General features: G+C 67.0%; 25 protein-coding genes and 2 tRNA genes. 17 read left to right on the top strand and 10 right to left on the bottom strand.

From position 1 onward, the window contains the following. Nucleotides 1–26: 26 nt before the first annotated feature. Nucleotides 27–1,790: an arginine--tRNA ligase gene (gene argS, locus BN984_RS08045; protein ID WP_008091452.1), complete on the bottom strand. Its 1,764-nt coding sequence runs from the start codon at nucleotides 1,788–1,790 to the stop codon at nucleotides 27–29. A 211-nt stretch (nucleotides 1,791–2,001) separates the two neighbouring features. Between argS and BN984_RS19710 the strand changes: the two genes are divergently transcribed. The 3 genes from BN984_RS19710 (at nucleotide 2,002) to ribB (ending at nucleotide 3,896) form a co-directional block, all read left to right on the top strand. Then, nucleotides 2,002–2,154 carry a DUF7563 family protein gene (locus BN984_RS19710; protein ID WP_181950689.1) on the top strand — a complete coding sequence of 51 codons (153 nt, stop codon included), beginning with the start codon at nucleotides 2,002–2,004 and terminating at the stop codon, nucleotides 2,152–2,154. A 315-nt stretch (nucleotides 2,155–2,469) separates the two neighbouring features. After that, nucleotides 2,470–3,210: a DUF120 domain-containing protein gene (locus BN984_RS08050; protein ID WP_181950690.1), complete on the top strand. Its 741-nt coding sequence runs from the start codon at nucleotides 2,470–2,472 to the stop codon at nucleotides 3,208–3,210. Further along, nucleotides 3,207–3,896: a 3,4-dihydroxy-2-butanone-4-phosphate synthase gene (gene ribB, locus BN984_RS08055; RefSeq protein WP_008091458.1), complete on the top strand. Its 690-nt coding sequence runs from the start codon at nucleotides 3,207–3,209 to the stop codon at nucleotides 3,894–3,896. Before BN984_RS08050 ends, ribB begins: the two co-directional genes overlap by 4 nt. Before the next feature lie 97 nt (nucleotides 3,897–3,993). On the opposite strand, the gene BN984_RS08060 is transcribed toward ribB, so the two are convergent. Then, a complete protein-coding gene (locus BN984_RS08060) occupies nucleotides 3,994–4,884 on the bottom strand; it encodes an NAD-dependent epimerase/dehydratase family protein (protein WP_008091460.1) in 891 nt (296 codons plus the stop codon). A gap of 90 nt (nucleotides 4,885–4,974) precedes the next feature. On the opposite strand from BN984_RS08060, the gene BN984_RS08065 reads away from it, so the two are divergent. Then, a complete protein-coding gene (locus tag BN984_RS08065; RefSeq protein WP_008091462.1) occupies nucleotides 4,975–5,913 on the top strand; it encodes a branched-chain amino acid transaminase in 939 nt (312 codons plus the stop codon). A gap of 78 nt (nucleotides 5,914–5,991) precedes the next feature. On the opposite strand, the gene BN984_RS08070 is transcribed toward BN984_RS08065, so the two are convergent. Together BN984_RS08070 and BN984_RS08075 are read right to left on the bottom strand one after the other, a co-directional pair. Continuing rightward, nucleotides 5,992–6,636 (bottom strand): DUF502 domain-containing protein, encoded by a 645-nt coding sequence (locus tag BN984_RS08070; protein WP_008091463.1) that lies wholly within the window; start codon nucleotides 6,634–6,636, stop codon nucleotides 5,992–5,994. 79 nt (nucleotides 6,637–6,715) lie between these two features. Next, entirely contained in the window at nucleotides 6,716–7,555 is an 840-nt protein-coding gene (locus BN984_RS08075) for a proline dehydrogenase family protein (RefSeq protein ID WP_049968003.1), read from the bottom strand. 126 nt (nucleotides 7,556–7,681) lie between these two features. Between BN984_RS08075 and BN984_RS08080 the strand changes: the two genes are divergently transcribed. From BN984_RS08080 to BN984_RS08105, 6 genes are all read left to right on the top strand, one after another. Beyond that, the gene (locus BN984_RS08080) at nucleotides 7,682–8,224 is read left to right on the top strand and encodes a CDP-2,3-bis-(O-geranylgeranyl)-sn-glycerol synthase (protein WP_049968004.1); all 543 of its coding nucleotides are present in this window, start codon (nucleotides 7,682–7,684) and stop codon (nucleotides 8,222–8,224) included. Between the two features lie 228 nt (nucleotides 8,225–8,452). After that, nucleotides 8,453–9,649 (top strand): glycosyltransferase family 2 protein, encoded by a 1,197-nt coding sequence (locus tag BN984_RS08085; protein WP_008091467.1) that lies wholly within the window; start codon nucleotides 8,453–8,455, stop codon nucleotides 9,647–9,649. 96 nt (nucleotides 9,650–9,745) lie between these two features. Further along, nucleotides 9,746–10,276: an orotate phosphoribosyltransferase gene (pyrE, locus tag BN984_RS08090; protein ID WP_049968005.1), complete on the top strand. Its 531-nt coding sequence runs from the start codon at nucleotides 9,746–9,748 to the stop codon at nucleotides 10,274–10,276. A 74-nt stretch (nucleotides 10,277–10,350) separates the two neighbouring features. After that, nucleotides 10,351–11,064: a phosphoribosyltransferase family protein gene (locus BN984_RS08095; RefSeq protein WP_004969046.1), complete on the top strand. Its 714-nt coding sequence runs from the start codon at nucleotides 10,351–10,353 to the stop codon at nucleotides 11,062–11,064. Between the two features lie 189 nt (nucleotides 11,065–11,253). Further along, nucleotides 11,254–12,726, top strand: coding sequence for an NCS2 family permease (locus BN984_RS08100; protein WP_049968006.1), 1,473 nt, complete (start codon nucleotides 11,254–11,256; stop codon nucleotides 12,724–12,726). Between the two features lie 111 nt (nucleotides 12,727–12,837). Then, on the top strand, nucleotides 12,838–13,092 hold the full coding sequence (locus BN984_RS08105; protein ID WP_008091473.1) for a glutathione S-transferase N-terminal domain-containing protein: 255 nt from the start codon (nucleotides 12,838–12,840) through the stop codon (nucleotides 13,090–13,092). 36 nt (nucleotides 13,093–13,128) lie between these two features. Here the strand turns inward: BN984_RS08105 and BN984_RS08110 are convergent, their stop codons facing one another. Both BN984_RS08110 and BN984_RS08115 read right to left on the bottom strand, forming a co-directional pair. After that, on the bottom strand, nucleotides 13,129–13,512 hold the full coding sequence (locus tag BN984_RS08110; protein WP_008091475.1) for a hypothetical protein: 384 nt from the start codon (nucleotides 13,510–13,512) through the stop codon (nucleotides 13,129–13,131). 66 nt (nucleotides 13,513–13,578) lie between these two features. Continuing rightward, nucleotides 13,579–14,553, bottom strand: a complete 975-nt coding sequence (locus BN984_RS08115; RefSeq protein WP_004973594.1) for a transcriptional regulator — start codon at nucleotides 14,551–14,553, stop codon at nucleotides 13,579–13,581. A gap of 142 nt (nucleotides 14,554–14,695) precedes the next feature. On the opposite strand from BN984_RS08115, the gene BN984_RS08120 reads away from it, so the two are divergent. After that, nucleotides 14,696–15,964, top strand: coding sequence for a tRNA(Ile)(2)-agmatinylcytidine synthase (locus BN984_RS08120; RefSeq protein ID WP_049968007.1), 1,269 nt, complete (start codon nucleotides 14,696–14,698; stop codon nucleotides 15,962–15,964). Nucleotides 15,965–15,988: 24 nt separating this feature from the next. Here the strand turns inward: BN984_RS08120 and BN984_RS08125 are convergent, their stop codons facing one another. After that, nucleotides 15,989–16,432, bottom strand: coding sequence for a DUF7382 domain-containing protein (locus BN984_RS08125; RefSeq protein ID WP_008091480.1), 444 nt, complete (start codon nucleotides 16,430–16,432; stop codon nucleotides 15,989–15,991). A gap of 75 nt (nucleotides 16,433–16,507) precedes the next feature. On the opposite strand from BN984_RS08125, the gene BN984_RS08130 reads away from it, so the two are divergent. From BN984_RS08130 to BN984_RS08140, 3 genes are read left to right on the top strand one after another with little or no spacing between them, the layout of a single operon-like run. Further along, entirely contained in the window at nucleotides 16,508–17,557 is a 1,050-nt protein-coding gene (locus BN984_RS08130; RefSeq protein ID WP_049968008.1) for an ATP-binding protein, read from the top strand. A gap of 20 nt (nucleotides 17,558–17,577) precedes the next feature. Continuing rightward, nucleotides 17,578–17,913 (top strand): CrcB family protein, encoded by a 336-nt coding sequence (locus BN984_RS08135; RefSeq protein ID WP_049968009.1) that lies wholly within the window; start codon nucleotides 17,578–17,580, stop codon nucleotides 17,911–17,913. Beyond that, the gene (locus BN984_RS08140) at nucleotides 17,910–18,266 is read left to right on the top strand and encodes a fluoride efflux transporter FluC (protein ID WP_008091486.1); all 357 of its coding nucleotides are present in this window, start codon (nucleotides 17,910–17,912) and stop codon (nucleotides 18,264–18,266) included. The genes BN984_RS08135 and BN984_RS08140 overlap by 4 nt, the downstream gene beginning before the upstream one ends. 19 nt (nucleotides 18,267–18,285) lie before the next feature. Here the strand turns inward: BN984_RS08140 and BN984_RS08145 are convergent, their stop codons facing one another. The 3 genes from BN984_RS08145 to BN984_RS08155 all read right to left on the bottom strand — a co-directional run bounded on the left by BN984_RS08145 (nucleotide 18,286) and on the right by BN984_RS08155 (nucleotide 19,551). Then, nucleotides 18,286–19,074: an SDR family NAD(P)-dependent oxidoreductase gene (locus BN984_RS08145; RefSeq protein WP_008091488.1), complete on the bottom strand. Its 789-nt coding sequence runs from the start codon at nucleotides 19,072–19,074 to the stop codon at nucleotides 18,286–18,288. 302 nt (nucleotides 19,075–19,376) lie between these two features. Continuing rightward, a tRNA-Asp gene (locus BN984_RS08150) sits at nucleotides 19,377–19,449 on the bottom strand. Between the two features lie 29 nt (nucleotides 19,450–19,478). After that, nucleotides 19,479–19,551 (bottom strand) — tRNA-Asp (locus BN984_RS08155). A 267-nt stretch (nucleotides 19,552–19,818) separates the two neighbouring features. Here BN984_RS08155 and BN984_RS08160 point away from each other — a divergent pair. Genes BN984_RS08160 through rpoB form a run of 3 tightly spaced genes read left to right on the top strand, consistent with a single transcriptional unit; the run spans nucleotide 19,819 to nucleotide 23,439 of the window. Continuing rightward, nucleotides 19,819–20,046 (top strand): DNA-directed RNA polymerase subunit H, encoded by a 228-nt coding sequence (locus BN984_RS08160; RefSeq protein WP_004044577.1) that lies wholly within the window; start codon nucleotides 19,819–19,821, stop codon nucleotides 20,044–20,046. Beyond that, nucleotides 20,043–21,608, top strand: coding sequence for a DNA-directed RNA polymerase subunit B'' (locus BN984_RS08165; RefSeq protein ID WP_004969057.1), 1,566 nt, complete (start codon nucleotides 20,043–20,045; stop codon nucleotides 21,606–21,608). The genes BN984_RS08160 and BN984_RS08165 overlap by 4 nt, the downstream gene beginning before the upstream one ends. Nucleotide 21,609: 1 nt before the next feature. Next, nucleotides 21,610–23,439, top strand: a complete 1,830-nt coding sequence (gene rpoB, locus BN984_RS08170) for a DNA-directed RNA polymerase subunit B (protein WP_008091495.1) — start codon at nucleotides 21,610–21,612, stop codon at nucleotides 23,437–23,439. Nucleotides 23,440–23,443: the final 4 nt, after the last annotated feature.

Here is a 23,443-nt window from a genome sequence, read left to right on the forward strand (position 1 = left end):
CTCCGAAGAACTCGCTCAGCCCGCGGTCACATCGACTCGGGCGCTTCCACGCCCACGATAGCGAGTGCGTTCGCCACCGCGTTCCGCGAGGCCTCAACGAGCGCGAGGCGGGCCGCGCCGACCTCCTCGTCGGCGTCGAGCACGGGGCACTCGCGGTAGAAGGTGTTGAACACCTCGGCGAGCTCGCGGGCGAACGTCGCCACGGTGTGGGGTTCGAGGTCGTCGGCCGCGGCCTCGACGACGGCGGGGAACCGCGCGATGGTCGCCAGCAGGTCGCGCTCGGCGTCGGTCGTCAGCACGGTCGGGTCGACCTCGCTCGCGTCGAGGCCGGCGGCGGCCGCCTCGTCGGCGATGCCGCAACAGCGCGCGTGGACGTACTGGATGTACGGCGCGGACTGCGCCTCGAAGTTGAGCGCCTGGTCCCACTCGAAGGTGATGGTCTTCGTGGGCTGTTTGGAGACGATGTCGTAGCGGACCGCGCCGATGCCGACCTGCCGGGCGATGCGGTCGATGTCGGCCTCGCCGAGGTCGTCGTCGCGAGTGCGGCCTTCGAGGCGGGTCTCGACCTCGTCGCGGGCGCGGTCGATGGCCTCGTCGAGGAGGTCGTCGAGCATGACGCCCGTCCCCTTGCGGGTGGACATCGTCTCGCCGCCGGGGAGGTTGACCCACGAGTAGATGACGTTCTCCAGTTTGTCCACGTCGTTGCCGAGGATGTCCAGCGCGGCGCGGAGCTGTCCGGACTGGAGCTTGTGGTCCTCGCCGAGGACGGTCACGGCGCGGTCGTAGTTGTCGAACTTCCACTCGTGGTGGGCGAGGTCACGCGTCGTGTACAGCGAGGTGTCGTCCGACCGGAGGAACACGAGGTTCTTCTCGAAGCCGTAGTCCTCGAGTTCGAGTTGCCACGCGTCTTCCTCGTAGACGGCGTGGTCGGTCTCCTTGAGGCGCTCGGCGAGGTCGCGGGTGCTCCCGTCGAACATGAACCGCGTCTCCTTGACGAACTCGTCGAACTCCGCGGGGAGGCGTTCGAGACACTCGCGCATGCCGCCGAGCACCTGGTCGACCACGGTCTCGACGCGGGCGTAGGTCTCCTCGTCGCCCTCCTCGATGCCCTGGAGAATCTCGGTGATTTCCGCTTCCGCCTGCTCGACTTCCTCGGGGTCGGCCTCTTCGAGGAACGCGTTGCCCTTGCGGTAGTAGCGAACGAGGTCGTACTCGACGCGCTCGCGCGCGGGTTCGCTGTCGAGCTCCGCTTCGTCGAACGTCTCGTAGGCCCACGTGAAGACGGCCATCTGGCGGCCGGCGTCGTTCACGTAGTAGTGGCGGTCGACGTCGTTGCCGGCGAAGTCGAGCAGGTTGGCGACGGCGTCGCCGATGACCGGGTTACGGGTGCGACCGACGTGGACCGGGCCGGTCGGGTTCGCGCTCGTGTGCTCGACGACGACGCTGTCGCCGGTCGCGGGCAGGCGACCGTACTCCTCGTCGGCCGCGGCGGCTTCGAGGGTGTCGTCGTAGTAGGCGTCGGAGACGTGGAAGTTGACGTACGGGCCCTGCGTGTCGACCGCGGCGAGGTAGTCGTAGCCCTCGACGGAGAGTTCGTCTGCGATGTCGACGGCGATCTTCGGCGGCGGCGCGCCGACGACCCCGGCGAGTCTGAAGGCGACGCTGGAGGCGAGCGTCGCGGGTACGTCCTCCGGCGGTTCCTCGACCCCGAGGTCGTCGGTGGGAAGGTCGAGCGACGAGAGCGCCGCAGAGAGCGCCGTCTCGACCTCCTCACGGAACTGTCTGAACATGTACGCGGATTCTCGATAGGCGGCTAAAGGCCTTTCCGAACCGTTCGAGCGACCGCGCGCCGCATCGAACGGTGACGCTCGTTTCCCCGGTTGACGGGGTAGTCTTCCCGCCGCTCGCTCTGATACCTTACCAGTTAGGTAATAGTGGTATATCGTAAGCGGACGACATTCAAATCACGGGCGGCGACCCGCCGCTCTCACCACCCCACCCATGAGTCAATGCAACCACTGCGATGCGTTCGTGTCGAACAACTTCGTCCGCGTCTTCGGCGACGAGGACGGCAACGTGTACGCGTGTCCCAGTTGCTCGGCGAACGCGGGTATCTCACAGGTCAGCACCGAGCGGCGAGCGTCGTCTCCCTGAGGACGCGATTCGGTCGCTGGCCCGACGGCGCGGAACGCGTGGCATCGCACACTCACCGCCACTCCCCATCACACCCACACTCTCCACCACCACACACCCACACCGTCACACCGACCCAGCGGCCGGTGCCGCTCTCGTCGAACCGAGAGACTTGACCGCGCGCCCGCCGAACACGCCCTTCTCGACGCGGTAGACTGACCGACGGACTTACCCGTTCGCGATTGGAACTGTCGCGTATCCACGGCGGTCGCGTCCACCGGTCGTTCCTTCTCTGACTATCTCACTATTGGAACGCATCTCACTTACGATACGCTTATGGGGAGCGCGTTCGAAGCGAGAGGTATGTCAGAATCGGCAGTCGCCGCGGCGGTCGGGTACGACGAGTTGGCCACGCTCAAACTCGTCGCGCTCGACGGCGGGCGCTCCGGCCCGGTCAAGCTCTCCTGTTCCGGCGTCGCGAACCGACTCGACGTGTCGAACCAGACGGCCTCTCGTCGCCTCCAGCGCCTCGAAGAAGCCGACTTCGTCGACCGCGAGGTCGTCGCCGACGGCCAGTGGATAACCATCACCGACGCGGGGGAGTCCGCGCTCAGACAGGAGTACGCCGACTACCGACGCATCTTCGAGACGCCCTCGGTTGTCGTCCTCGACGGCGAGGTCACCGGCGGGATGGGCGAGGGTCGCCACTACATCTCGCTTTCGGGCTACATGGAGCAGTTCAGAGACCGGCTCGGCTACGAGCCGTTCCCCGGCACGCTGAACGTCCGCCTCGACGACGACGCGGTCCGCGCTCGCGCCGGCATGACCGCCCTCGACGCGGTCCCGATAGACGGCTGGGAAGACGACGAACGCACCTTCGGCCCGGCGACGTGTTACGCCGCCTCCGTCGCGGTCGGCGACGAGTCCTACGAACCGGTCCACATCATCGTCCCCGAGCGAACCCACCACGACGAGTCGCAACTGGAGATAATCGCGCCCGATAAGCTCCGCGACGAACTCGACCTCGACGACGACGACGAGGTCACGGTCCGCGTCGAGGAGGCGGATTACGAATGAGCCGCACCGCCGAGTCGACCGGCGACTTCGACGCCGTCTCGCGCGTTCTCGACGCCTTCCGCGCCGGCGAACCGGTGCTCGTCCACGACTTCGACGACCGCGAGGGGGAGACCGACCTCGTCTACCCCGCGGGCGCGGTCCGTCCGGCCGACGTGGCCCGGATGCGCAACGACGCCGGCGGCCTCGTCTGCGTCGCCCTCCCGAACGACGTGTCAGAATCCCTCGGCCTCCCGTTCATGGACGACGTGCTCGACCACCCGGCCGCGTCGTCTCACGACCTCGCCTACGACTCTCGGTCGTCGTTTTCGTTCACGGTGAACCACCGCGACTCGTTTACGGGCATCACCGACCGCGACCGCGCGATGACCATCTCTCGACTCGCACCCGTCGCCGAGGCCGCCCGCGCCGGCGAGTACGACGCCGACGACTTCGGCGGCGAGTTCCGTGCGCCCGGCCACGTCCACCTGCTCCGCGGCGCGCCGAACCTGCTTTCTGACCGGCAGGGCCACACTGAACTCGGCCTCGCGATGGCCGACGAGGCGGGTATCCCGCCGGCGGTCGTCGTCTGCGAGATGCTCGACGACGAGACCGGCGCGGCCCTCTCGAAGGACGCCGCCCGCGACTACGCCGACCGACACGGCTTCGCCTTCGTCGACGGCGACGGCCTCATCGACGAACTCGTCTGAGCGATCGGGGGGGTCCGCCCCGATTTACCTTCTCACGCGCGCCCTCGACGTGGTTCGTGGCGGGTCGCGAGAGCGGGGTCCGCCCCGATTTACCTTCTCACGCGCGCCCGTCGCGCCACGACCACGTCGGTTCCCAGCCGAGCAGTCGCTTTGCCTTCTCGGTCGAAACGAGCGCCTCGTGGTCCGAAAGCGGCGCTCTGACCTCCGCGCCGGGGTAGACCTCGCGGGCGACTGTCTCTGACTCGACGGTCGTCGAGGTGTCGGCGGCCGCGGCCCAGAACACCTCGTGGCCCGCGAAGTCGGCTTCGAGCGCCCGGCGGACGAGCCGCGCGGCGTCCTCTCTGCCGAGGTACGAAAAGAGCGTGTTGCGCGCGGTGTGGAAGTGCCCGGCGTCCCGCAGTCCCGACAGCGAGCGGTCGGCCTCGGCGAAGGTCCGGCGGGCCTCTTCTTCACTCGGCATCCACGGGAATCGGAGGCTGGCGACCGTCTCGGGTGCGTCGTCGCGGCGGACGACCCCCGCGGCGGTCTGCTCGGCGACGTACTTCCCGAGGCCGTAGGGGTTCGAGGGCGTCGCGCGGTGGGTCTCGTCGACCGGGAGGAAGTCGATTCGAGCGGGGTCGGGTTCGAAGCTCCCGCCGATGGCGCTCATGCTGGAGGCGGCGACCACGCGGTCGATGCCGAGCGCGGCGGCGACTTCGAGGACGACGTAGGTCGACTGGACGTTGCTCTCGAAGACGCGGTGGCCGGGGTCGTTCGTCGGCGTCGAGATGGTTCCGAGATGGACGACTGCGTCGGCGTCGACGTCGCTGAGCGCCGCGGTGAGGTCGCCCGGGTCGAGCGCGCTCACGCGGTAGTCGTGGTCCGCGAGCGACGACTCGCTGTGCCGCGAGCAGTTCGTGACGGTGTAGCCGCTCGCGCGGAGGTGGGCGACGACGGTCGGCCCGAGGTTTCCGGTCCCGCCCGTGACGGCGACGGATTCGAGGCTCATACCCCGTCATGACGGCCCGCGGACAAAACCGCGGGGGACGCGGTGGTCGGGTCGTCATGATTTTAGAGGGGGGCCACCGAAGGCCACTACATGGGATTTGACGAGATGGATGTCTCGACGATTTGGCAGAGTGGAGAGTACAAGGACTGGGAGGACGCGACGGTGCACGTCCTCACCCACGGACTCCACTACGGGACGGGCGTCTTCGAGGGCGTTCGCGCCTACGACACCGACCGCGGCCCGGCCATCTTCCGTTGGGAGGAACACCTCGAACGGCTCTATCAGTCCGCGAAGCCCTACGACATGGAGATTCCGTACACGCGCGAGGAACTCACCGAGGCGACGCTGGAGGTCATCCGCCGCAACGACCTCGACGGCGGATACATCCGCCCCATCGCCTTCTACGGCTACGACTCGCTCGGCGTCAGCCCCAAGGACAACCCGACTGAGGTCGCCATCGCGGCGTGGCCGTGGGGGACCTACCTCGGCGAGGACGCGCTCGAAAACGGCGTCGACGTGATGGTCTCGTCGTGGCGCAAGCACGCCTCCAGCCAGATTCCGACGAACGCGAAGACGACCGGGCTCTACGTGAACTCCATGCTCGCGGGCGAGGAAGCCCGCCGCAACGGCTACGTCGAAGCCATCGTCCTGAACAAGGAGGGCAACGTCGCAGAGGGTCCCGGCGAGAACATCTTCATGGTCCGCGACGGGAAGCTCTACACCCCCGGGCTCTCCCAGAGCATCCTCGACGGCATCACCCGCGACACCGTCATCACGCTCGCCCGCGAGCGCGGCTACGAGGTCGACGACAGCGCGACCATCAGCCGCGGCGAACTCAACACGGCCGACGAGCTGTTCTTCACCGGCAGCGCCGCCGAAGTGACTCCCATCCGCAAGGTCGACAACGTCGTCATCGGCGAGGGCACTCGCGGCCCGGTCACGGAGGAGCTGCAGTCCGCCTTCTTCGACCTCGTGGAGCGCCGCACCGACGACCACGAAGAGTGGTTCACCTACGTCGACGAGCAGTAGACGCCCGCGAAAACGAGCTCCCTTTTCACGTCACTGTACCGCCACGGCCCGATAGCGACGACCGCCGCCGCCGAATCCTTACTCGTTGCTGGGGACTCGCCCGTCGCCGGACTCTTCGGTCACTTCGATGTTGAACTCGTCCACGTGGTCCTGTTCTGCGAACCCGGCCGAGAGGACGCGCGTGAGGGCCTCTTCGACCTTCTCGCCGGTCTCTTCGATGTCTTCGGGGTCGACTTCCATCACGAACCCGGTGGTGATGTTCGGCGCGGTCGGCATGAAGACGATCTCCTTGCCGTCTTTGGTCGTCTTCCCGGTCTTGAACGCGGTCATGCGGATGCCCGGCCACGTTTCGAGACGGACCGGCTTCTGGAGGTCTTCGGTACCAGTGAGGGCGGTTTCGACCGCGAGCTTAGAAGCGTTGTAGATAACGCGAACGAGCGGGACCTTGTTCATGGCGGCGTCGAGGCCGGATTCGAGCAGGCGACCGGCCGTCGTCCGCATCAGGTAGCCGACTGAGAGGACCAACAACAGGAAGATGATGATGGCGACGAAGAACCCGAACACCTCCGAGAGGTAGGTGTACGGCTCCGGAAACTCCAACAGGCGGTCAACTCCCGGTATGCGGACGATTGCGCCGTACAGAATGGAGAGGACGTACAGGATGACGATGAGCGGAACGAGGACCACGAGGCCGCTGGCGAAGTCGCGTCTCCACGAGGACATTGATATCGGGTACGTGAACCCGCGGGCATAAGGGGATTTCTAGTGCGGGACGGGGGCGTACCCGCACCCCATCGCTCTCTCAGACGCCGACGACCGCCCGGAGTGCGAACAGGGCGTTTTCCTTGCGCTCGCGGACCCGGCGGTAGAAGTACGAGACCCACTTGTCGCCGTAGGGCGCGTACTGCCATACTTCGACGCCCTCGGCGGCGAGTTCGCGCTGGGCGTCCTCGCGCACGCCCATGAGCATCTGCACCTCGTAGTCGCGGTCGTACTCCGCGCCGAGGTCCCGGGCGTAGGCTATCATCTCGGGGTCGTGGCTGCCGACCGCGATGCCGCCGTCGTACTCCCGAAACAGGTACGCGAGGAGCTCCTTGTACGCCTCGTTGACCGCCGATTTCTGCTTGTGGGCGACCGCGGCGGGTTCGTCGTACGCGCCCTTGACGAGGCGAATCTTCCCCGGCACGTCGGCGAGGCGTTCGAGGTCTTCGGGGGTGCGCTTGAGGTTCGCCTGCACGCACAGCCCCATCCCGCCGTCGAACTCGCGGGCGAGTTCCTCGAAGGCGTCGAGGGTCACGTCTGTCGTCTCGTGGTCCTCCATGTCGCACCACAGGAAGACGCCGTGTTCGTCCGCCGCCTCGGCGATGCGCCGGTAGTTCTCTTCGAACACGTGGTCGCCCGCGTCGAGACCGATTTGGGAGGGCTTGACCGACACGCAGGCGTCGATGCCGGCCGAGGCGATGTCCTCGACGAGGCTGACGTACGCCGCCGCGTCCTCGTCCGCGGGGCCGCGCTCCGCGTAGTGCTCCCCGAGGAGGTTGAGGATGACCGCCACGCCGTCGTCGTTCATCCGTCGGGCGTGGTCGAGCGCTCCCGCCGCGGACTCCCCCGCGACGAACCTGCTCGCGATGGGCGGAATCATAACGAACGATTACGACCCTCAGCTATTGAGGGTTATCATCGGTTCGGACGCGAAATCGAACGACTCCGGCGCTTCGAACGGCGACGAACCGTCGGAACTTACATTCTTCGCCGCCGACGGGTCGGTATGGTCGTCTCTCTCGTCGCCACCGCCTTCTGGGCGATGTTGCCCGCGTACGTGCCGAACAACGCCGCCGTCCTCGCGGGCGGTGGCCGCCCCATCGACGGCGGGCGCACGTGGGGCGGTCGGCGCGTCCTCGGGGACGGAAAGACGTGGCGCGGCACCGCCGCCGGGACGCTGGCCGGGACGCTCCTCGCCGTCGTCCTCAACGCCGCCGCGCCCGCGGTCTCGGGCGCGCTCGGCGTCTCGCTCCCGACGTTCCCGCTCGCCGCCGGGTTCGGCCTCGCGCTCGGCGCGATGCTCGGCGACATCGGCGCGTCGTTCCTCAAGCGTCGGTCGGGCCGGGAGCGCGGTGCCGCCTTCCCCGGTCTCGACCAGCTCGACTTCGTCGTCGGCGCGCTCGTCCTCGCGCTCGTCGCTGCACCCGGCTGGTTCTCGGCGACGTTCACCCTGCCCGTGCTCGCGGTCGTGCTCGTGATGACGCCCGTGCTCCACGTCGTCACCAACGTCGGCGCGTACCTGCTCGGGCTGAAAAACGAGCCGTGGTAGGCGGTCGAGCGTCCGCGCGACGGGTCGCCGACCGACGCGCGCAAGGCGACGAGGCCGGTCCCTCGGTCGCTCGCGCCGCCGTCCCTTCGGTCCCCGCTCGTTCCTGTTACGAAGCCGATATCACCGCGAGACACCGCGATTAACTCGGCATAATTCGAGTCAAACGTCCCGTACTGCGCTGGACGGACGCCGCAGTTCAAGTCTCTCCGACGGTTGCGACTCGGCCAGATGAAGACAGAACGCATCTCACTCATCGTCGGTGGACTCGTGGCCGTCCTCGCGGCCGTCGGGACGGCCGCGCCGTGGCTCGCACCCGGCGGGGTCGACTGGACCGCCGCGGGCGAACTGCTGGTCGTCGGAACGACGGCGCTTTTCACTCTCACGGCCCTCGTCTGGGTCGTCCTCACCTACGTCGTCGGCGCGGGCTACGAGCCCCCGGCCCCGGAGTACGGCCCCGACGAGATTCAGGTCCGCATCCTCACCGTCGACGCCGAGTCGATCGTCCAATCGACCGTCGACTCGCTTCCGGCGTCATTCGACGAGGTCCACGTCGTCGCCGAGACCGACATCGACGTCGCGGGCGCAGCGGTCCACGCCGTCCCCGACGAGTTCGACTGCGACGCCGTCCGGAAGGGTCGCGCAATCGAGTGGGCGCGGCGGAACCTCGAAACCGACCGCGAGTACGTCCTCTACCTGGACGAGGACAGCCTGCTGGAGTCGTTCGACGGGCTTCCCGGCTCCGACGTGGTCCAACTGCGCGAACGGCCGCGTCGGACCGACTCGCTGTTCTCCTACCTCGCCGACGTCTACCGGATGGGCGTCCAGATAGAACAGCGCGCCTTCGCGCGCCTCTCGATTCCGCTGTTCGCGTGGGGCGGCGGTATCGCCGTCCGCCGAGAGGTCGAAGAGGCGGTCACGTGGGACCGCGAGACGCTCGTCGAGGACACCGCGTTCGTCTGGGCGGCCGCACAGGAACTCGACGACTTCACCTTCGACCTCGCGACGGCGACCTGCGCCAACGAGGCCCCGCCGTCGCTCACCGAGATTCTCCAACAGCGCCGCCGCTGGGCCGCCGGCAATCTCGACGCCGCGACGGCGCTCCCGGTTCACTACCAGCTTCTCACTCGCGTCCGCAACTACGCGTGGGCGCTCTCGCCGGTGGTCACGGTCGTCGCCGTCCCCCTGTCGGTCCTCGGCGTCGGCCTCGTCGCCAGCGGCCTGTTCGCGCTCGCGTCGCTCGCGCTCGGCGCGCTCACGGCGTTCTGGTACCTCCGGGGTGTGGTCTACTACGGCCGCGACAAGTTCTCGTGGGCGCTCGCGGTCCCGCTCGCGCCGGTCGTCACCGTCGTCCACTCGATGGGGACGGTCGCGGGAATCCTCGACCCGCCCCGCGACTTCCGCGTGACGAAGAAGACCGGGAAGTAGGGGTTCGCCTCGATTGCCGCGGTAGCGTGGGTCGGCGCGACCGAACCGCCCCGAACCGTCCCGCTTAAGCGCTTCCCTGAACCCTCTCGAAACAAGATGGCGAACGCAGCACTCATCGAGGCGCTTCGAGCCGCCGACGCGGTCCAGTTCGGCGAGTTCGAACTCTCCCACGGCGGCACGTCGAGCTACTACGTGGACAAGTACCTCTTCGAGACCGACCCCCGGTGTCTGAATCTCATCGCCGAGGCGTTCGCGGAGCGCGTCGCGGACGACGACAAACTGGCTGGCGTCGCGCTCGGTGCGGTCCCGCTCGTGGCCGCGACCGCGGTCGAGACGAACAAGCCGTACGTCATCGCCCGCAAGAAGGCGAAGGAGTACGGGACGGCCAAGCGCATCGAGGGCGCGCTCGACGAGGGCGAGGAGGTCGTCGTCCTCGAAGACATCGCGACGACCGGCCAGAGCGCCGTCGACGCCGTGGAGGCGCTCCGCGAGGCCGGCGCGGTCGTCGACCGCGTCATCGTCGTCGTGGACCGACAGGAGGGCGCAGCGGAGCTGTTAGCCGAACACGACATCGAACTGGAGTCGCTTCTCACCGCCGAGGACCTGCTGGCTGACGCCGACCGCTAATACACGCTTGTGACTAATTCACTCGGAATCGGCAATCGAAGTATTCATTTTTGTGCAAGTACGAAGGCGGAGGCATGAACAGAGCAGAGAAGGCCGCACTCCAGTTGCAGGCTGTCTCCGTGCTCCGGATGCTCAAAGAGACCCGGACGTACGACGAGCTGGCCGAACTCACGGGACTGCCGGCCGGCGACCTCAACCGCTACGTCAACGGGCACGTCCTGCCCGGAGTCGAACGCGCCCGGGAGGTCGTCGAGGGCGTCGGCCGCGACGCGCTCGCCGACGAACTCGAAGCCCGCGTCCGATTCGACGACGAGGGCTACGTCGACAACTCCGGCGTCGTCTTCGACCAGTCGTTCCTCGACCTCGTCGCGCCCGTCGCGGCGAACACGCTGAACCTCGAACGCCCCGACGTGATTCTGACCGCGGCGACCGACGGCATCACCCTCGGCGCGGCGATGGCGAGCTACTTCGGCGCGCGCCTCGCGTACGCGAAGAAGTCGAAAGAGACCGCCGTCGAGGACTTCATCGAGTCGCGCCAGCGCCTCGCGTCCGGTATCGAACTCACCTACTACCTCCCCGCCAGCGCCATCGACGACGGCGAGCGCGTCCTCGTCGTCGACGACCTCATCCGCTCGGGCGAGACGCAGGAACTCCTCTTGGACATCGCGCTGCAGGCCGACGCCGACATCGCCGGCGTCTTCGCGCTCATCGCCGTCGGCGACGAGGGGACGAACCGCGCCCGCGAACTCACCGACGCCCCGGTCGGCGCGCTGAGCAGTTTCGACTGAGGCTCCCCCGCGGCCGCTCGAATAAACGGCTCTAAACTCGTTAGCCAACTTACAAATGGTGGGAAAATAGGCACTTATGTGCCGTTCTCTCACGCTGAATGGGCTGTTTAACTCACGTTCGTGGATAATTCTGCCCGGGAGGATGGTAATGCTTATGTGTGCAATCGTGGGTATGCTTAGTCGTGCATCATGGGGCTCTCTGAAACCCTCGCAAACTACTTCGACGTGCATAAACACGGGTCCACGGTCAGGACCGAGATTCTCGCGGGCATCACGACGTTCCTCACGATGTCGTACATCGTCGTGGTCAACCCGTCGCTTCTCACAGACCAACCGTACATCGAGGGCGTCGACGGCATCGCCATCGCCGGGTACACGCCGGGCGAGGTCCAGTCCATGCTCGCTGTCGTCACCATCCTCGCGGCCGCCATCGCGACCACGGTCATGGCGTTCTACGCCAACCGACCCTTCGCGCAAGCGCCGGGCCTCGGCCTGAACGCCTTCTTCGCGTTCACCGTCGTCGGCGCGTTAGGCGTCCCGTGGCAGACGGCGCTCGCGGCCGTCTTCGTCGAGGGAATCATCTTCATCGCGCTCACCGCCGTCGGCGCGCGGGAAGCCATCATCAAGGTGTTCCCCGAACCGGTCAAGATGGCCGTCGGGACCGGTATCGGACTGTTCTTGGCGATTATCGGCTTACAGGCGATGGGCATCGTCGTCAACGATAACTCGACGCTCATCACGATGGGTGACCTCGCGTCGAACCCCGTCGCCATCGTCTCCATCGTCGGCCTGTTCTTGACGTTCGCGCTCTACGCGGCGAACGTTCCCGGTTCCATCATCATCGGCATCGCCGGCACGGCGATTATCGGATGGGCTGTTACTGCCTTCGGATTCGTTGCTCCTGATGCGGGTCTGGTCGCAGGTACAACAACGACAACGATTTCGCTCCCTCTCCTTGGTGCTATTGACCTCGTTATGCCCGGTGGAGGTGCCGCAACCTACGACATCACGCCGCTCGCCGGCGCGTTCATCTCCGGCTTCGGCAACGTCGAGGCGTTCAGCTTCGCGCTTATCGTCATCACGTTCTTCTTCGTCGACTTCTTCGACACCGCCGGCACGCTCGTCGGCGTCGGGCAGGCCGGGGGCTTCCTCGACGACAACGGCGACCTCCCCGACATCGACAAGCCGCTCATGGCCGACGCGGTCGGTACCACGGCTGGCGCGATGCTCGGGACCTCGACGGTCACGACCTACATCGAGTCCGCCACCGGCGTCGAAGAGGGCGGTCGCACGGGCCTCACCGCGCTCGTCGTCGCCCTCCTGTTCCTCGGCTCGCTCGCCATCGTCCCGCTCGCGACGGCCATCCCGCAGTACGCCTCTCACATCGCGCTCGTCGTCATCGGCGTCGTGATGCTCCGCAACGTCGTCGACATCGCGTGGGACGACATCACGTTCACCATCCCCGCCGGCATGACCATCCTCGTCATGCCCTTCACGTACTCCATCGCCTACGGCATCGCGGCGGGTATCGTCTCGTACCCGCTCGTGAAGGTCGCCGCCGGCGAGTACGACGAGGTCAGCGTCGGGCAGTGGACGCTCGCAGCCGCGTTCGTCCTCTACTTCGTCATCCGTACCTCCGGGATGCTGCAAGCGCAGGTCTGAGACGCCGATCCGCGACCGCTCGATTCCCCCGCAGGCGTGCGTTTCTCTCCGATGCGTCCGCGACACACACCACCGCCGCGTTTTTCCGCTCGGACTCCATACCTCCGAGCGATGTCTCAACTCGTCCTCTACGAACTGCAGGGCTGTCCGTACTGCGCGAAGGTGAAGAACAAGCTCGCCGAACTCGACCTCGAATACGAGTCGCGGATGGTTCCCAGCGCCCACGCCGAGCGCACGGAAGTCGAAGCGGTAAGCGGGCAGACCGGCGTCCCCGTCCTCGTCGACGAGGAACACGGCGTCGAGGGGATGCCCGAGAGCGACGATATCGTCGACTACCTCGAAGAGACCTACGGCTCGGCGGCGTAACCCCCTCCCCTTTCGCGGCGGCCGTCGGGCTCCCGCTTACTGTTCTCGTTTTCGACCGCACGCGGTCTCGTAGCTCGCGCGGAGCGCGTCCGAGAGTTCGGCGATTCGGCTCGGCTCGATATCGACCGTCGCCCACGACCCGACGATTCGACCGTTCGCCTCGAACGGCAGGACGCGGTGTCGTTTCGCGACCGCCGCTCGCGACTCGGCCGACAGCGACGTGAGCGAGAGCCCCTGCTCCGAGACGACGGCGAAGAGCGTCCCGTTCGCCCGAAACGACGGGCAGCCGAAAAGCGCCGTCCGCTCGACCGCCGGCCACGACGCGGCCTCGCGCCACACCGCGGCCGCGAGCGTTTCGACGGCGGCCGGCGACTCCTCACTCGTCCCCGCACCCTCGGTTGTCCTCTTCGATTTCGACATCACAGTCGCTACGCTGTCGAGGAGAATAACGGTAGTCGCTCGGAGGCGAGCACCCGACCCCGCCGGTTAGCTCTCTGCGGGGTCGCGGGTCCGCTCTCGAATCAGGTCGCGAATCTCGTCGGGGTCGTCGATGGCGGCGAGTTCCTCGCAGCTGACGATGCCGGTTCCGTCGACCGACTCGCGTTTCTGTTGTTCCTCGACGAAGTAGACCGAGCGCGTCCGCGTGATTTCGCCGAGCGAAGACATGATTTGGGCGCGCTTTTCGGCGCTTCTGGTGAACGACGAGTGGCCCGTGAGAACGTTCGTCTCCTTCTTTCGTCCGGCGTCCTCGCTGACGGCCTTGAACGGTGCGCGGGCGGTCGGGTGGACGGTGAAGCCGGCGCGCGTCAACACCGACAGAACGTGTTCGTCGTCGGGGTCCACGTCGGGGTCTTCGGGAGTCGGCTCGGCGTCGCGCACGTCCTCCGCGCCCGTGAGCACGTCGACCGGGCTCGAGAAGGGACGATCGAACAGCTCTTCGAGGTGAATCGCCACTTCGATGCTCGCGTTCATGCCGTTTTCGTACTTCGAGACGGTGCGCCGCGAAACGCCGAGCTCGGTCGCGAGCTGTCCGAGGCTCCACCCGCGTTCTTGCCGCTCTTCGGCGAGCACGTCGCCGTCGAGGCTCACGTACAGACCGCCGGGGGCGGCGTAGATGAGCGGGGGGACCTCTTCGACGAACAGGTCCATGGCGGTGTCGGGGTTCAACACCGGCACGCCGTGACGGAAGTAGACGACTCCGGGTTTGAGGTCCTCGTCTCGGGTCCGAAGCCCGACGACCAACGGCGTGGCGTCGAGGTACGAGCCGAGGCGTCGCATCTCGGAGCCGGTGACGCCGTCGAACGCGTCGATGTTCCCCAGTATCTTGAGGAGCAACAGGTCCTCACCTCTCCGGGCGGCGAGGTCGAAGCTCTTCGGCCGGATGGCGATGCGGTCGCTCACGACGAAGCCCGCGTCTTGGAGCATCGCGGCGACATTACCAACCAGCGCTGACCGGGACATAGGGGGCAATAAGCGATTCGGCCCATAAAGCGTTTTCCCCGGTATCGACGCCCTCGCCGACGTGTATCCCTTCTCGATGCCGCATTTATATAGCCGCGACCGACCCGAAAGGCGTTACTGCGCCCTCCGGCAATCTCCGCCGATGACCGTCATCGGCCTCGACGACACCGACTCCCGCACCCTCGGGATGTGTACGACCTACCTGGCGACGCTCGTCGCCGAGGCAGTCGAGGCCCGCGGCGGGACCGTCGAGCGGCGACTCCTCGTCCGGCTGAACCCGGCGGTCGAGCACAAGACCCGCGGGAACGCGGCGCTGGCGCTTCACGCCGACCTCCCCGCGGGCGCGGCGCTCGACGTCGCCCGCGACGAGCTCGACCGCTGGGCCGTCCTCGACGACGACCGAACCAGTCCGGGCCTCGTCGTCGCGCCGGGGTCGCCCGACACGGTTTCGACCGCCGTCGCCGACTTCGCCCGCGACGCCGTCCGCGACTTCCACGACCTCGACGCCGCGGTCAACCTCGCCGAGCGCTCCGGGTTTCTGACCGAGGGTTGGCACGGCGGGCGGGGGCGCATCGGCGCGCTCGCGGCCGTCGGCGCGTGGGCCGCCTTCGACGAGTGGACCTACGAACACATCTCCTACCGCGAGTTCCACCGCTGCGGGACGCCCCGCGAGGTCGACTTCGACTCCGTCTTCGACGCCGCGGACGCGGCGTACCCCGACGCGTGGGACACCGTGGACCGCGAGGAGGGCGAGGCCGTCTGCGTGCCGAACGCGCCGGGACCGATTCTCCACGGCATCCGGGGCGACGACGCCGACACCGTCCGCGAGGTCGCCGCCGCCATCGACTCGGAGCCCGTCGACCGCTCGGCGACGTTCCTCACGAATCAGGGGACTGACGCGCACCTCCGCGACGGCGTCGTCTCGGACCTCCGCGACGGCCGCGCCTACCGGGTCGCCGGTACCGTCGCCTCCGACCCGGAGACGCGCGCCGGCGGCCACGTCTTTTTCGACCTCGAAGCGGGCGGCGCTTCGGTTCCCGTCGCCGCCTTCGAACCGACGAAGCGCTTCCGGAACCGGGTGCGGGCGCTCCGCGTCGGCGACGCCCTCACCGCCTGCGGCGAGGTCGGAGACGGGACGCTCAAACTGGAGAAGTTCGCGGTCCGCGACCTCGTGCACACGGAGCCCGCGACGCCCGTCTGTCCCGACTGCGGGCGGACGATGAAAAGCGCCGGGCGGAATCAGGGCTACCGGTGTCGCGACTGCGGGACCGACGCGCCCGGTAAAGTCGAGCGGGCGGTCGACCGCGACCTCGAACTCGGCTGGTACGAGGTGCCGCCCTGCGCCCGCCGACACATCGCCAAACCGCTCGTTCGCGGCGGCTTCGACGCGGCGACGCACCCCGAACGCTGAGCCCGCGGCTCGCAGCCGTCCACCTCAGTCTTGGACGACCAGCACGTTCGTGTTCTCGCGGCGGTCGACGAAGGAGCCTCCCGCGGGCGGTTTCACGTCCACGACGAGCGTTCCGTCCTCGCGGTTCGCGCCGAGTTCGGCGTCGACGCGAACGGTCGCTGAACCCCCGTCTCCCGTTTTCGCCGTCGCCACGCCGTCGATTTCCGCGGTTCCGGACTTGACGATGACCGTCGCGCCCTCGACGGGGTCCCCCTCGTGGTCGACGACGGTGAAATCGAGCGTCTGTGCGCCGGGACCGACCACGTCGGGCGTCGGCTTTACGTCGAGCTCCGAGGTGGCGAGTCCCTGCACTCCCGAGAGCATGTTGAGCATGACGCTCATGCTGGCGACGCCGACCACGAGAGCGACGACGAGGCGGACCGGGAGCCCTTCGATGGCGCGCGTGTCTGACCGAAACGTATCGAGCATGGACCGTCTGGCCGCGGGTTCGTATATAAACTCTCGTCCGGAGGTTCAAGTCGCATCGCGGGACCAGTCCGCGCCATGCACACCATCGGCCGCGACTCGGACGAAGATGGTCCTGTCTGCCGGTTCGGGAACTACCGCGCCCGCGACGGGAGCGACGGCGCGGCCGTCGGCCTCGACGTGAACCGCCCGCACGCGGCGGTCGTCGTCGGCAAGCGCGGAAGCGGGAAATCCCACACGCTCGGCGTCGTCGCCGAGGGCCTGGCGCGCGCCGCGGGCGTCGCGCCGGTCGTCATCGACCCGATGGGCGCCTTCGACGGCCTCGAAGCGTCACCGATAGACGGGACGGTCCACGACGCGCCGAGCGTTCGGGCCGACGCGCTCCCGCCGAGCGCGTGGCCGGACCTGCTCGGTCTCGACCCGACCGCCCCCGCGGGGTCGCTCGTGTGGCGACTCGCGGCCGAGGAAGACTCGCTGTTGGCGATGCGCGGGGCGGTCGACGACGCCGACGCCGCGCCCGAGACGCGCAGAGCCGCGGCGAACCACCTCGCGCTCGCCGACTCGTGGGACGTGTTCCACCCCGACGGGCTCGACCCGAGGTCGCTCTGCGGTCCCGCGCCCGACGTGCTCGACCTCTCCGGACTGGACGAGACTCCCGCGAGCGCCGTCGTCCGCGTCGTCGCCCGCGGCCTCTACGACGCCCGCGTCGCGGACGCTGTCTCCCGCATCCCGTGGATGCTTCTCGACGAGGCCCACGCGTTCGTCGGCGGGCTCGCAGACTCCGCGCTTCGGACACTTCTCACGCGCGGGCGAGCACCCGGCGTCGGCGTCGTTCTCGCGACCCAGCGGCCCTCCGCGCTCCCCGAGGTCGCCGTCTCGCAGGCTGACCTCCGGGTCATCCACCGACTCACCGCCGGTCCCGACGTGTCGGCGATTTCGGCCGCAGACCCGACGTACTTCGACGAATCGCTCCGCGCTCGGCTCCCGCGGGAACGCGGCTGCGCCCTCGTCGTCGACGACACCGCGGAGACGGTCCACGACGTGCGGGTCCGTCCCCGAGAGACGCCGGACGGGGGCGCGACGCCGCGGGCGGTTCCCGAGCGTGACGGTTCCGAAACCGTGGAGTAGTCTGCCCGGAGAAGAGCCGTATGGACCGCTCGGAACTGGCGTTAGTCGCCCTCGGTGGATTCGCCGGTGCGATACTGCGCTACGGCGTCTCCGTCGTGATTCCCGGCGCGGGCGGCACCCTCGCCGTGAACGTCCTCGGGGGCTTCGTCCTCGGGACGTTCATCACGTCGGTCTCCTCTCGCCGGGCGCAGTTGTTCTTCGGGACCGGGCTGCTCTCGTCGTTCACGACGTACAGCACGTTCGCCGTCCAGACCGCGTCGCTGTCGCCGGCGGGCGGCGCGCTCAACGTCGGCGCGAACTACGCGCTCGGTTTCGCCGCCGCAGCACTCGGACTCGCGTTCGGAGGACGACGATGAGTCTCTCGCTTCTCCCGGCGGTCCTCGTCGGCGTCGGTGGGATGGCCGGCGCGGTCTCTCGGCACACCGTCGACCAGCGAATCGTCGGCAAGTGGAGCACCGTCACCGTCAACGTCCTCGGAAGCGTCGCGCTGGGGTTTCTCGTCTCCGCGCCCGTCGGCGATGCGGCGGTGACGCTCGCCGGAACCGGATTCTGCGGGGCCTTCACGACCTTCTCGTCGTTCGCGGTCGGCGTCGCCGAACTCGTTGACGCGGGTGAGTACGACACGGCGGCTCGGTATGCGTTCGGGACGCTCGTGGCGGCGTTGGTCGGCGTGGCAATTGGCGGGGCTGTGGGCGGGATGGTCGGGTGAGTCCGGCGCTCACCGCACGTCACCGCTCGCCCGATTCGACGGCCGCCTCGCGCTCGTCGAGGAACTGTTTGGTACCCCGCTTGACGATGAACGGGAAGCGGCGGGCGAGGTACAGCCCGATTCTGGTCGTCAGGTCGGCGGTGATGACGAGACGGGTAGATTCGATTTTGTCGGCGAACTTCCGCCCCACGTCTTCGGGGTCACTCATCATCGACGACGGGAGCCCGAGTCGGGCCGCCGACCGGGTGGCGGTGTAAGGCGGGTGCATCACCGAACAGGAGACGTTCTCGCGTTGCAGTTCCATCCGAAGCGAACGGGTGAACGCCTCGATTGCGCCCTTCGTCGACGCGTACCCAGATAGTCCCGGCGTGCCGACGAGCCCGACGCCGGAGCTCACGTTGTGGATGTGCCCCGAGTTTCGGGCCCGCATGTGGGGCAGGACGGCCCGTATCATTCGAAGGTAGCCGAAGTAGTTCACCTCGAACTCCTCGCGCGTGTCGTCGAGTGTTCGGTCGTCGAACAAGCCGAAGTTGAATATCGCTGCGTTGTTGAGGAGGATGTCGATGTGTCCCCACTCGTCCAGGAGTCCAGCCACCGCCGCCTCCACGTCGTCGTCGTTCGTCACGTCGCACTCGTAGACGCGGATGCGGTCGGGGTACGTCTCCCGAAGCGGGCGAAGGCTGTCCACGTTGATATCGACCCCGGCGACCCGATAGCCCTTCTTCAGGAGCGCCCTCAGCGTGTGGTAGCCGATACCTTCGTTCGCGCCGGTCACGACGACGACCCGCCCGTCGGTTGTGCTGTTCACGATACTGTACAGACGTCACGCGAGAATATGGCGGTAGTGACGTCCCTCACGGCGCTCGGCGAGTAATTCGTCGAAAAGCACGCCTGTCGTCGCTTACAGATTTCACTCGCTGTCGCTCGGCGACGAGACACCTCGCTGGAGGAGTTGAAATCAGAGAAGCGCCCGAGGTGGGATTTGAACCGTACCGACGTCGCTCGTTTCACTCGCTCGTCGTCGGGTTCAATCCCTTTTGGGGTATTCACGAGAATCACGGCCGCGCCGAGACGAGACTCGGCGCTCAGCGAGTAATTCATCGAAAAGTACGCCCGAGGCGGGATTTGAACCCGCGTCACGACCGTGACAGGGTCGTATGATGGGCCACTACACCACCCGGGCTTACTGAAGTGAGTTTGCGGTACGGAGAGCGCCCGAGGCGGGATTTGAACCCGCGTCACGACCGTGACAGGGTCGTATGATGGGCCACTACACCACCCGGGCCCTCCGTCTGCACTCATCCGTAGCCGAGGTTTATAGATAAGACTTACCATCTGGGTTGCCCTTGGCCCGCGGTACCGCGATTCTTGCCCCGAAGACATTTATATCGCGATACCCCATGCCAACACGTGACGATTCGCGCATCTCCGGTGCGTGACCTCCGATAGCGTTGCCTTTCTTCGACGCAGTTGGCAAGTGTTAAATGGGTGCGTCCCAAAATCAGCCGTAGTATCCCGTGACAGCTTCTTCCAGCACCCAGCAGCACCATACATGGTAGACGTAAGCCAACACAAACTGGTTCCGGAACACACGAAACTCGACGACGAGGCCGTCGAGGACGTGTTACAGGAGTATAACGTCGAGAAGACGAACCTCCCGAAGATCAAGCTGAAGGACCCGGCGCTCCCCGAGGACGCAGAGCCCGGCGACGTCATCAAGATCGTTCGGAACTCTCGAACGACAGACAAAGCAGTCGTATACCGACTGGTGATCGAATGAACCGACAAGCGCGACGCGAGGTCTCTCGCAAGTACTTCTCCGAAGAACGGCTCGCTGAACACCACTTCCGCTCGTTCAACGCGTTCCTCGAACGCGGCATGATGGACGTCGTCGAAGAGAAGGCGACCATCGAGACCGACATCGGCGACAAGGAGGGCGAGGAACCCGTCTACGTCGAACTCGGTGGCGTCCGCGTGGAGACGCCCCGCGTCCGCGAGGCCGACGGCTCCGAGGAACTGCTCTTCCCGCAGGAAGCCCGCCTGCGCAACATCACCTACTCCGCCCCCGTGTTCATGGAGATGTCCATCGTCCGCGGCGGCGAAGAAGAAGAGGAGGTCGTCGTCGACACCGCCGAGACGAAGGTCGGCCGGATGCCCATCATGGTCGGCTCCTCGAAGTGTAACATCGCGGAACTCTCCGACGAGGACCTCGTCGAAATCGGCGAGGACCCCGTCGACCCCGGTGGCTACTTCATCGTCAACGGCTCCGAGCGCGTGCTCATGACCTCGGAGGACCTGGCGCCGAACAAGATTCTCGCCGAGTACGACACGAAGTACGGCGACGAGATTCAGGTCGCAAAGACGTTCAGCCAGCGCCGCGGTTACCGCGCGCTCGTGCTCTGCGAGCGCAACCGCGAGGGGCTCCTCGAAGTGTCGTTCCCGTCCGTCTCCGGGAGCGTCAACTTCGTCACGCTCGTCCGCGCGCTCGGCCTCGAATCCGACGAGGAGATCGTCCACCGCGTCTCCGACGACCCGGAGATTGTGAAGTTCATGCTCGAGAACCTCGAGGAGGCCGAAGTGCAGACCCAAGAGCAGGCCATCGAGGCGCTCGGCAAGCGCGTCGCCGGCGGCCAGGGCAAGAACTACCAGCTCAAGCGCGCCAACTACGTCATCGACCGCTACCTGCTCCCGCACCTCCACGAGGAGGGCGCGGAAGAAGAGGAAGTGCGCATGAACAAGGCGTACTACCTCTGTCGCATGGCCGAGGCGTGTTTCGAACTCGCGCTGCAGCGCCGCGACTCCGACGACAAGGACCACTACGCCAACAAGCGCCTGAAGGTCTCCGGCGACCTCATGAAGGACCTCTTCCGGACGGCGCTCAACAAGCTGGCACGCGACGTGAAGTACCAGCTCGAGCGCGCTAACATGCGGAACCGGAACCTGACGGTCAACACCGTCGTCCGGTCCGACGTGCTCACAGAGCGGCTCGAACACCCCATCGCGACGGGTAACTGGGTCGGCGGCCGCTCCGGCGTCTCCCAGCTCGTCGACCGCACCGACTACATGGGTGTGCTGTCGCACCTTCGCCGCCTCCGCAGTCCGCTGTCGCGGTCGCAGCCGCACTTCGAGGCGCGCGACCTGCACGCGACCCAGTGGGGTCGCATCTGTCCCTCCGAGACTCCCGAGGGACCGAACTGTGGACTGGTGAAGAACTTCGCGCAGGCGATGGAGCTCTCCCAGAACGTCGAAGATGAACAGTCGCTGAAACGAGAACTCGCGTCGATGGGTGTCGAGGGTATCCCCGGCATCGACAGCGTCGACGCCACACCCGCGGACGACTAACATGGCTCAGGCACAGCGAGAAGCGAAAGTATACGTCAACGGTAGTCTCGTCGGGACCCACCCGGACCCCAACCAACTCGCGGCACAGATTCGAGAGGCGCGCCGCCGCGGCGACGTGAGCCAGATGGTGAACGTCTCCGTCAAAGAGCGCACCCGCGAAGTCATCATCAACGCCGACGCGGGCCGCGCCCGCCGTCCGCTCATCGTCGTCGAAGACGGCGAGCCGCTCCTCGACGACGACCACGTCGAGGCGCTCGACAACAACGACCTCGACTTCGACGACCTCGTCGAGCGCGGACTCGTCGAGTTCATCGACGCCGAGGAGGAAGAAGACATCTACGTCGCGGTCGACGAGGACGAACTCAACGAGGACCACACGCACCTCGAAATCGACCCGCAGCTCATCTTCGGCATTGGTGCCGGGATGATTCCGTACCCGGAACACAACGCTTCGCCCCGCATTACGATGGGTGCAGGGATGATGAAGCAGTCGCTCGGGCTGCCCGCGGCGAACTACCGCATCCGCCCGGACACCCGTCAGCACCTCATGCACTACCCGCAGCTCTCGATGGTCAAAACGCAGACCACGGAGCAGATCGGGTTCGACGAGCGACCCGCGGCCCAGAACTTCGTCGTGGCCGTCATGTCCTACGAGGGCTTCAACATCGAGGACGCGCTCGTCATGAACAAGGGCTCCGTCGAACGCGCCCTCGCCCGCTCGCACTTCTTCCGCACCTACGAGGGCGAAGAGCGCCGCTACCCCGGCGGTCAGGAAGACCGCTTCGAGATTCCGTCGCAGGACGTGCGCGGCGCGCGCGGTGAAGACGCGTACTCGCACCTCGACGAGGACGGCCTCGTCAACCCCGAGACGGTCGTCGACGAGAACTCCGTGCTGCTCGGCAAGACCTCGCCGCCGCGGTTCCTCGAGGAACCCGACGACATGGCGGGTCTCTCGCCGCAGAAGCGCCGCGAGACCTCCGTCACGATGCGCTCGGGCGAATCCGGCGTCGTGGACACGGTCACGCTCATGGAGGGCGAAGACGGCTCGAAGCTCGCCAAGGTGTCCGTCCGCGACCAGCGCGTTCCGGAACTCGGCGACAAGTTCGCGTCCCGTCACGGACAGAAGGGCGTCGTGGGCCACCTGGCACCCCAGGAGGACATGCCGTTCACCGCCGACGGCGTCGTTCCCGACCTCGTCCTTAACCCGCACGCCCTGCCGTCGCGCATGACGGTCGGCCACGTGCTGGAGATGCTCGGCGGCAAGGTCGGTGCGCTCGAAGGCCGCCGCGTCGACGGTACCGCCTTCCAGGGCGAAAACGAAGAGGAGCTCCGCTCGGCGCTCGAAGAGCGCGGCTTCATGTCCTCCGGCAAGGAGGTCATGTACTCCGGCGTCACCGGCGAGAAGATCGAGGCCGAAATCTTCGTCGGCATCATCTTCTACCACAAGCTGTACCACATGGTGAGCAACAAGCTGCACGCCCGCTCGCGCGGTCCCGTGCAGGTACTCACCCGCCAGCCGACGGAGGGGCGCGCCCGCGAGGGTGGCCTCCGTCTCGGGGAGATGGAGCGCGACACCGTCATCGGCCACGGTGCCGCGATGGTGCTCCAGGAGCGCCTGCTCGACTCCTCCGACAAGGAGCAGGTCTACATCTCCGCCGACACCGGCATGGTCGCCGTCGAAGACCGCGACCAGCGTCGTATCTACGACCCCGTCACCGGTGACGAGGACAACATCCACGAAATCGACATCAGCTACGCGTTCAAGCTGCTCTTAGACGAGATGGTCGCACTCGGCGTTCGCCCGCGAATCGAGCTCAAGGACGCGGTCTAACCAC

This window comes from Haloferax prahovense, from assembly GCF_000723845.1.
GTDB lineage: Archaea > Halobacteriota > Halobacteria > Halobacteriales > Haloferacaceae > Haloferax > Haloferax prahovense.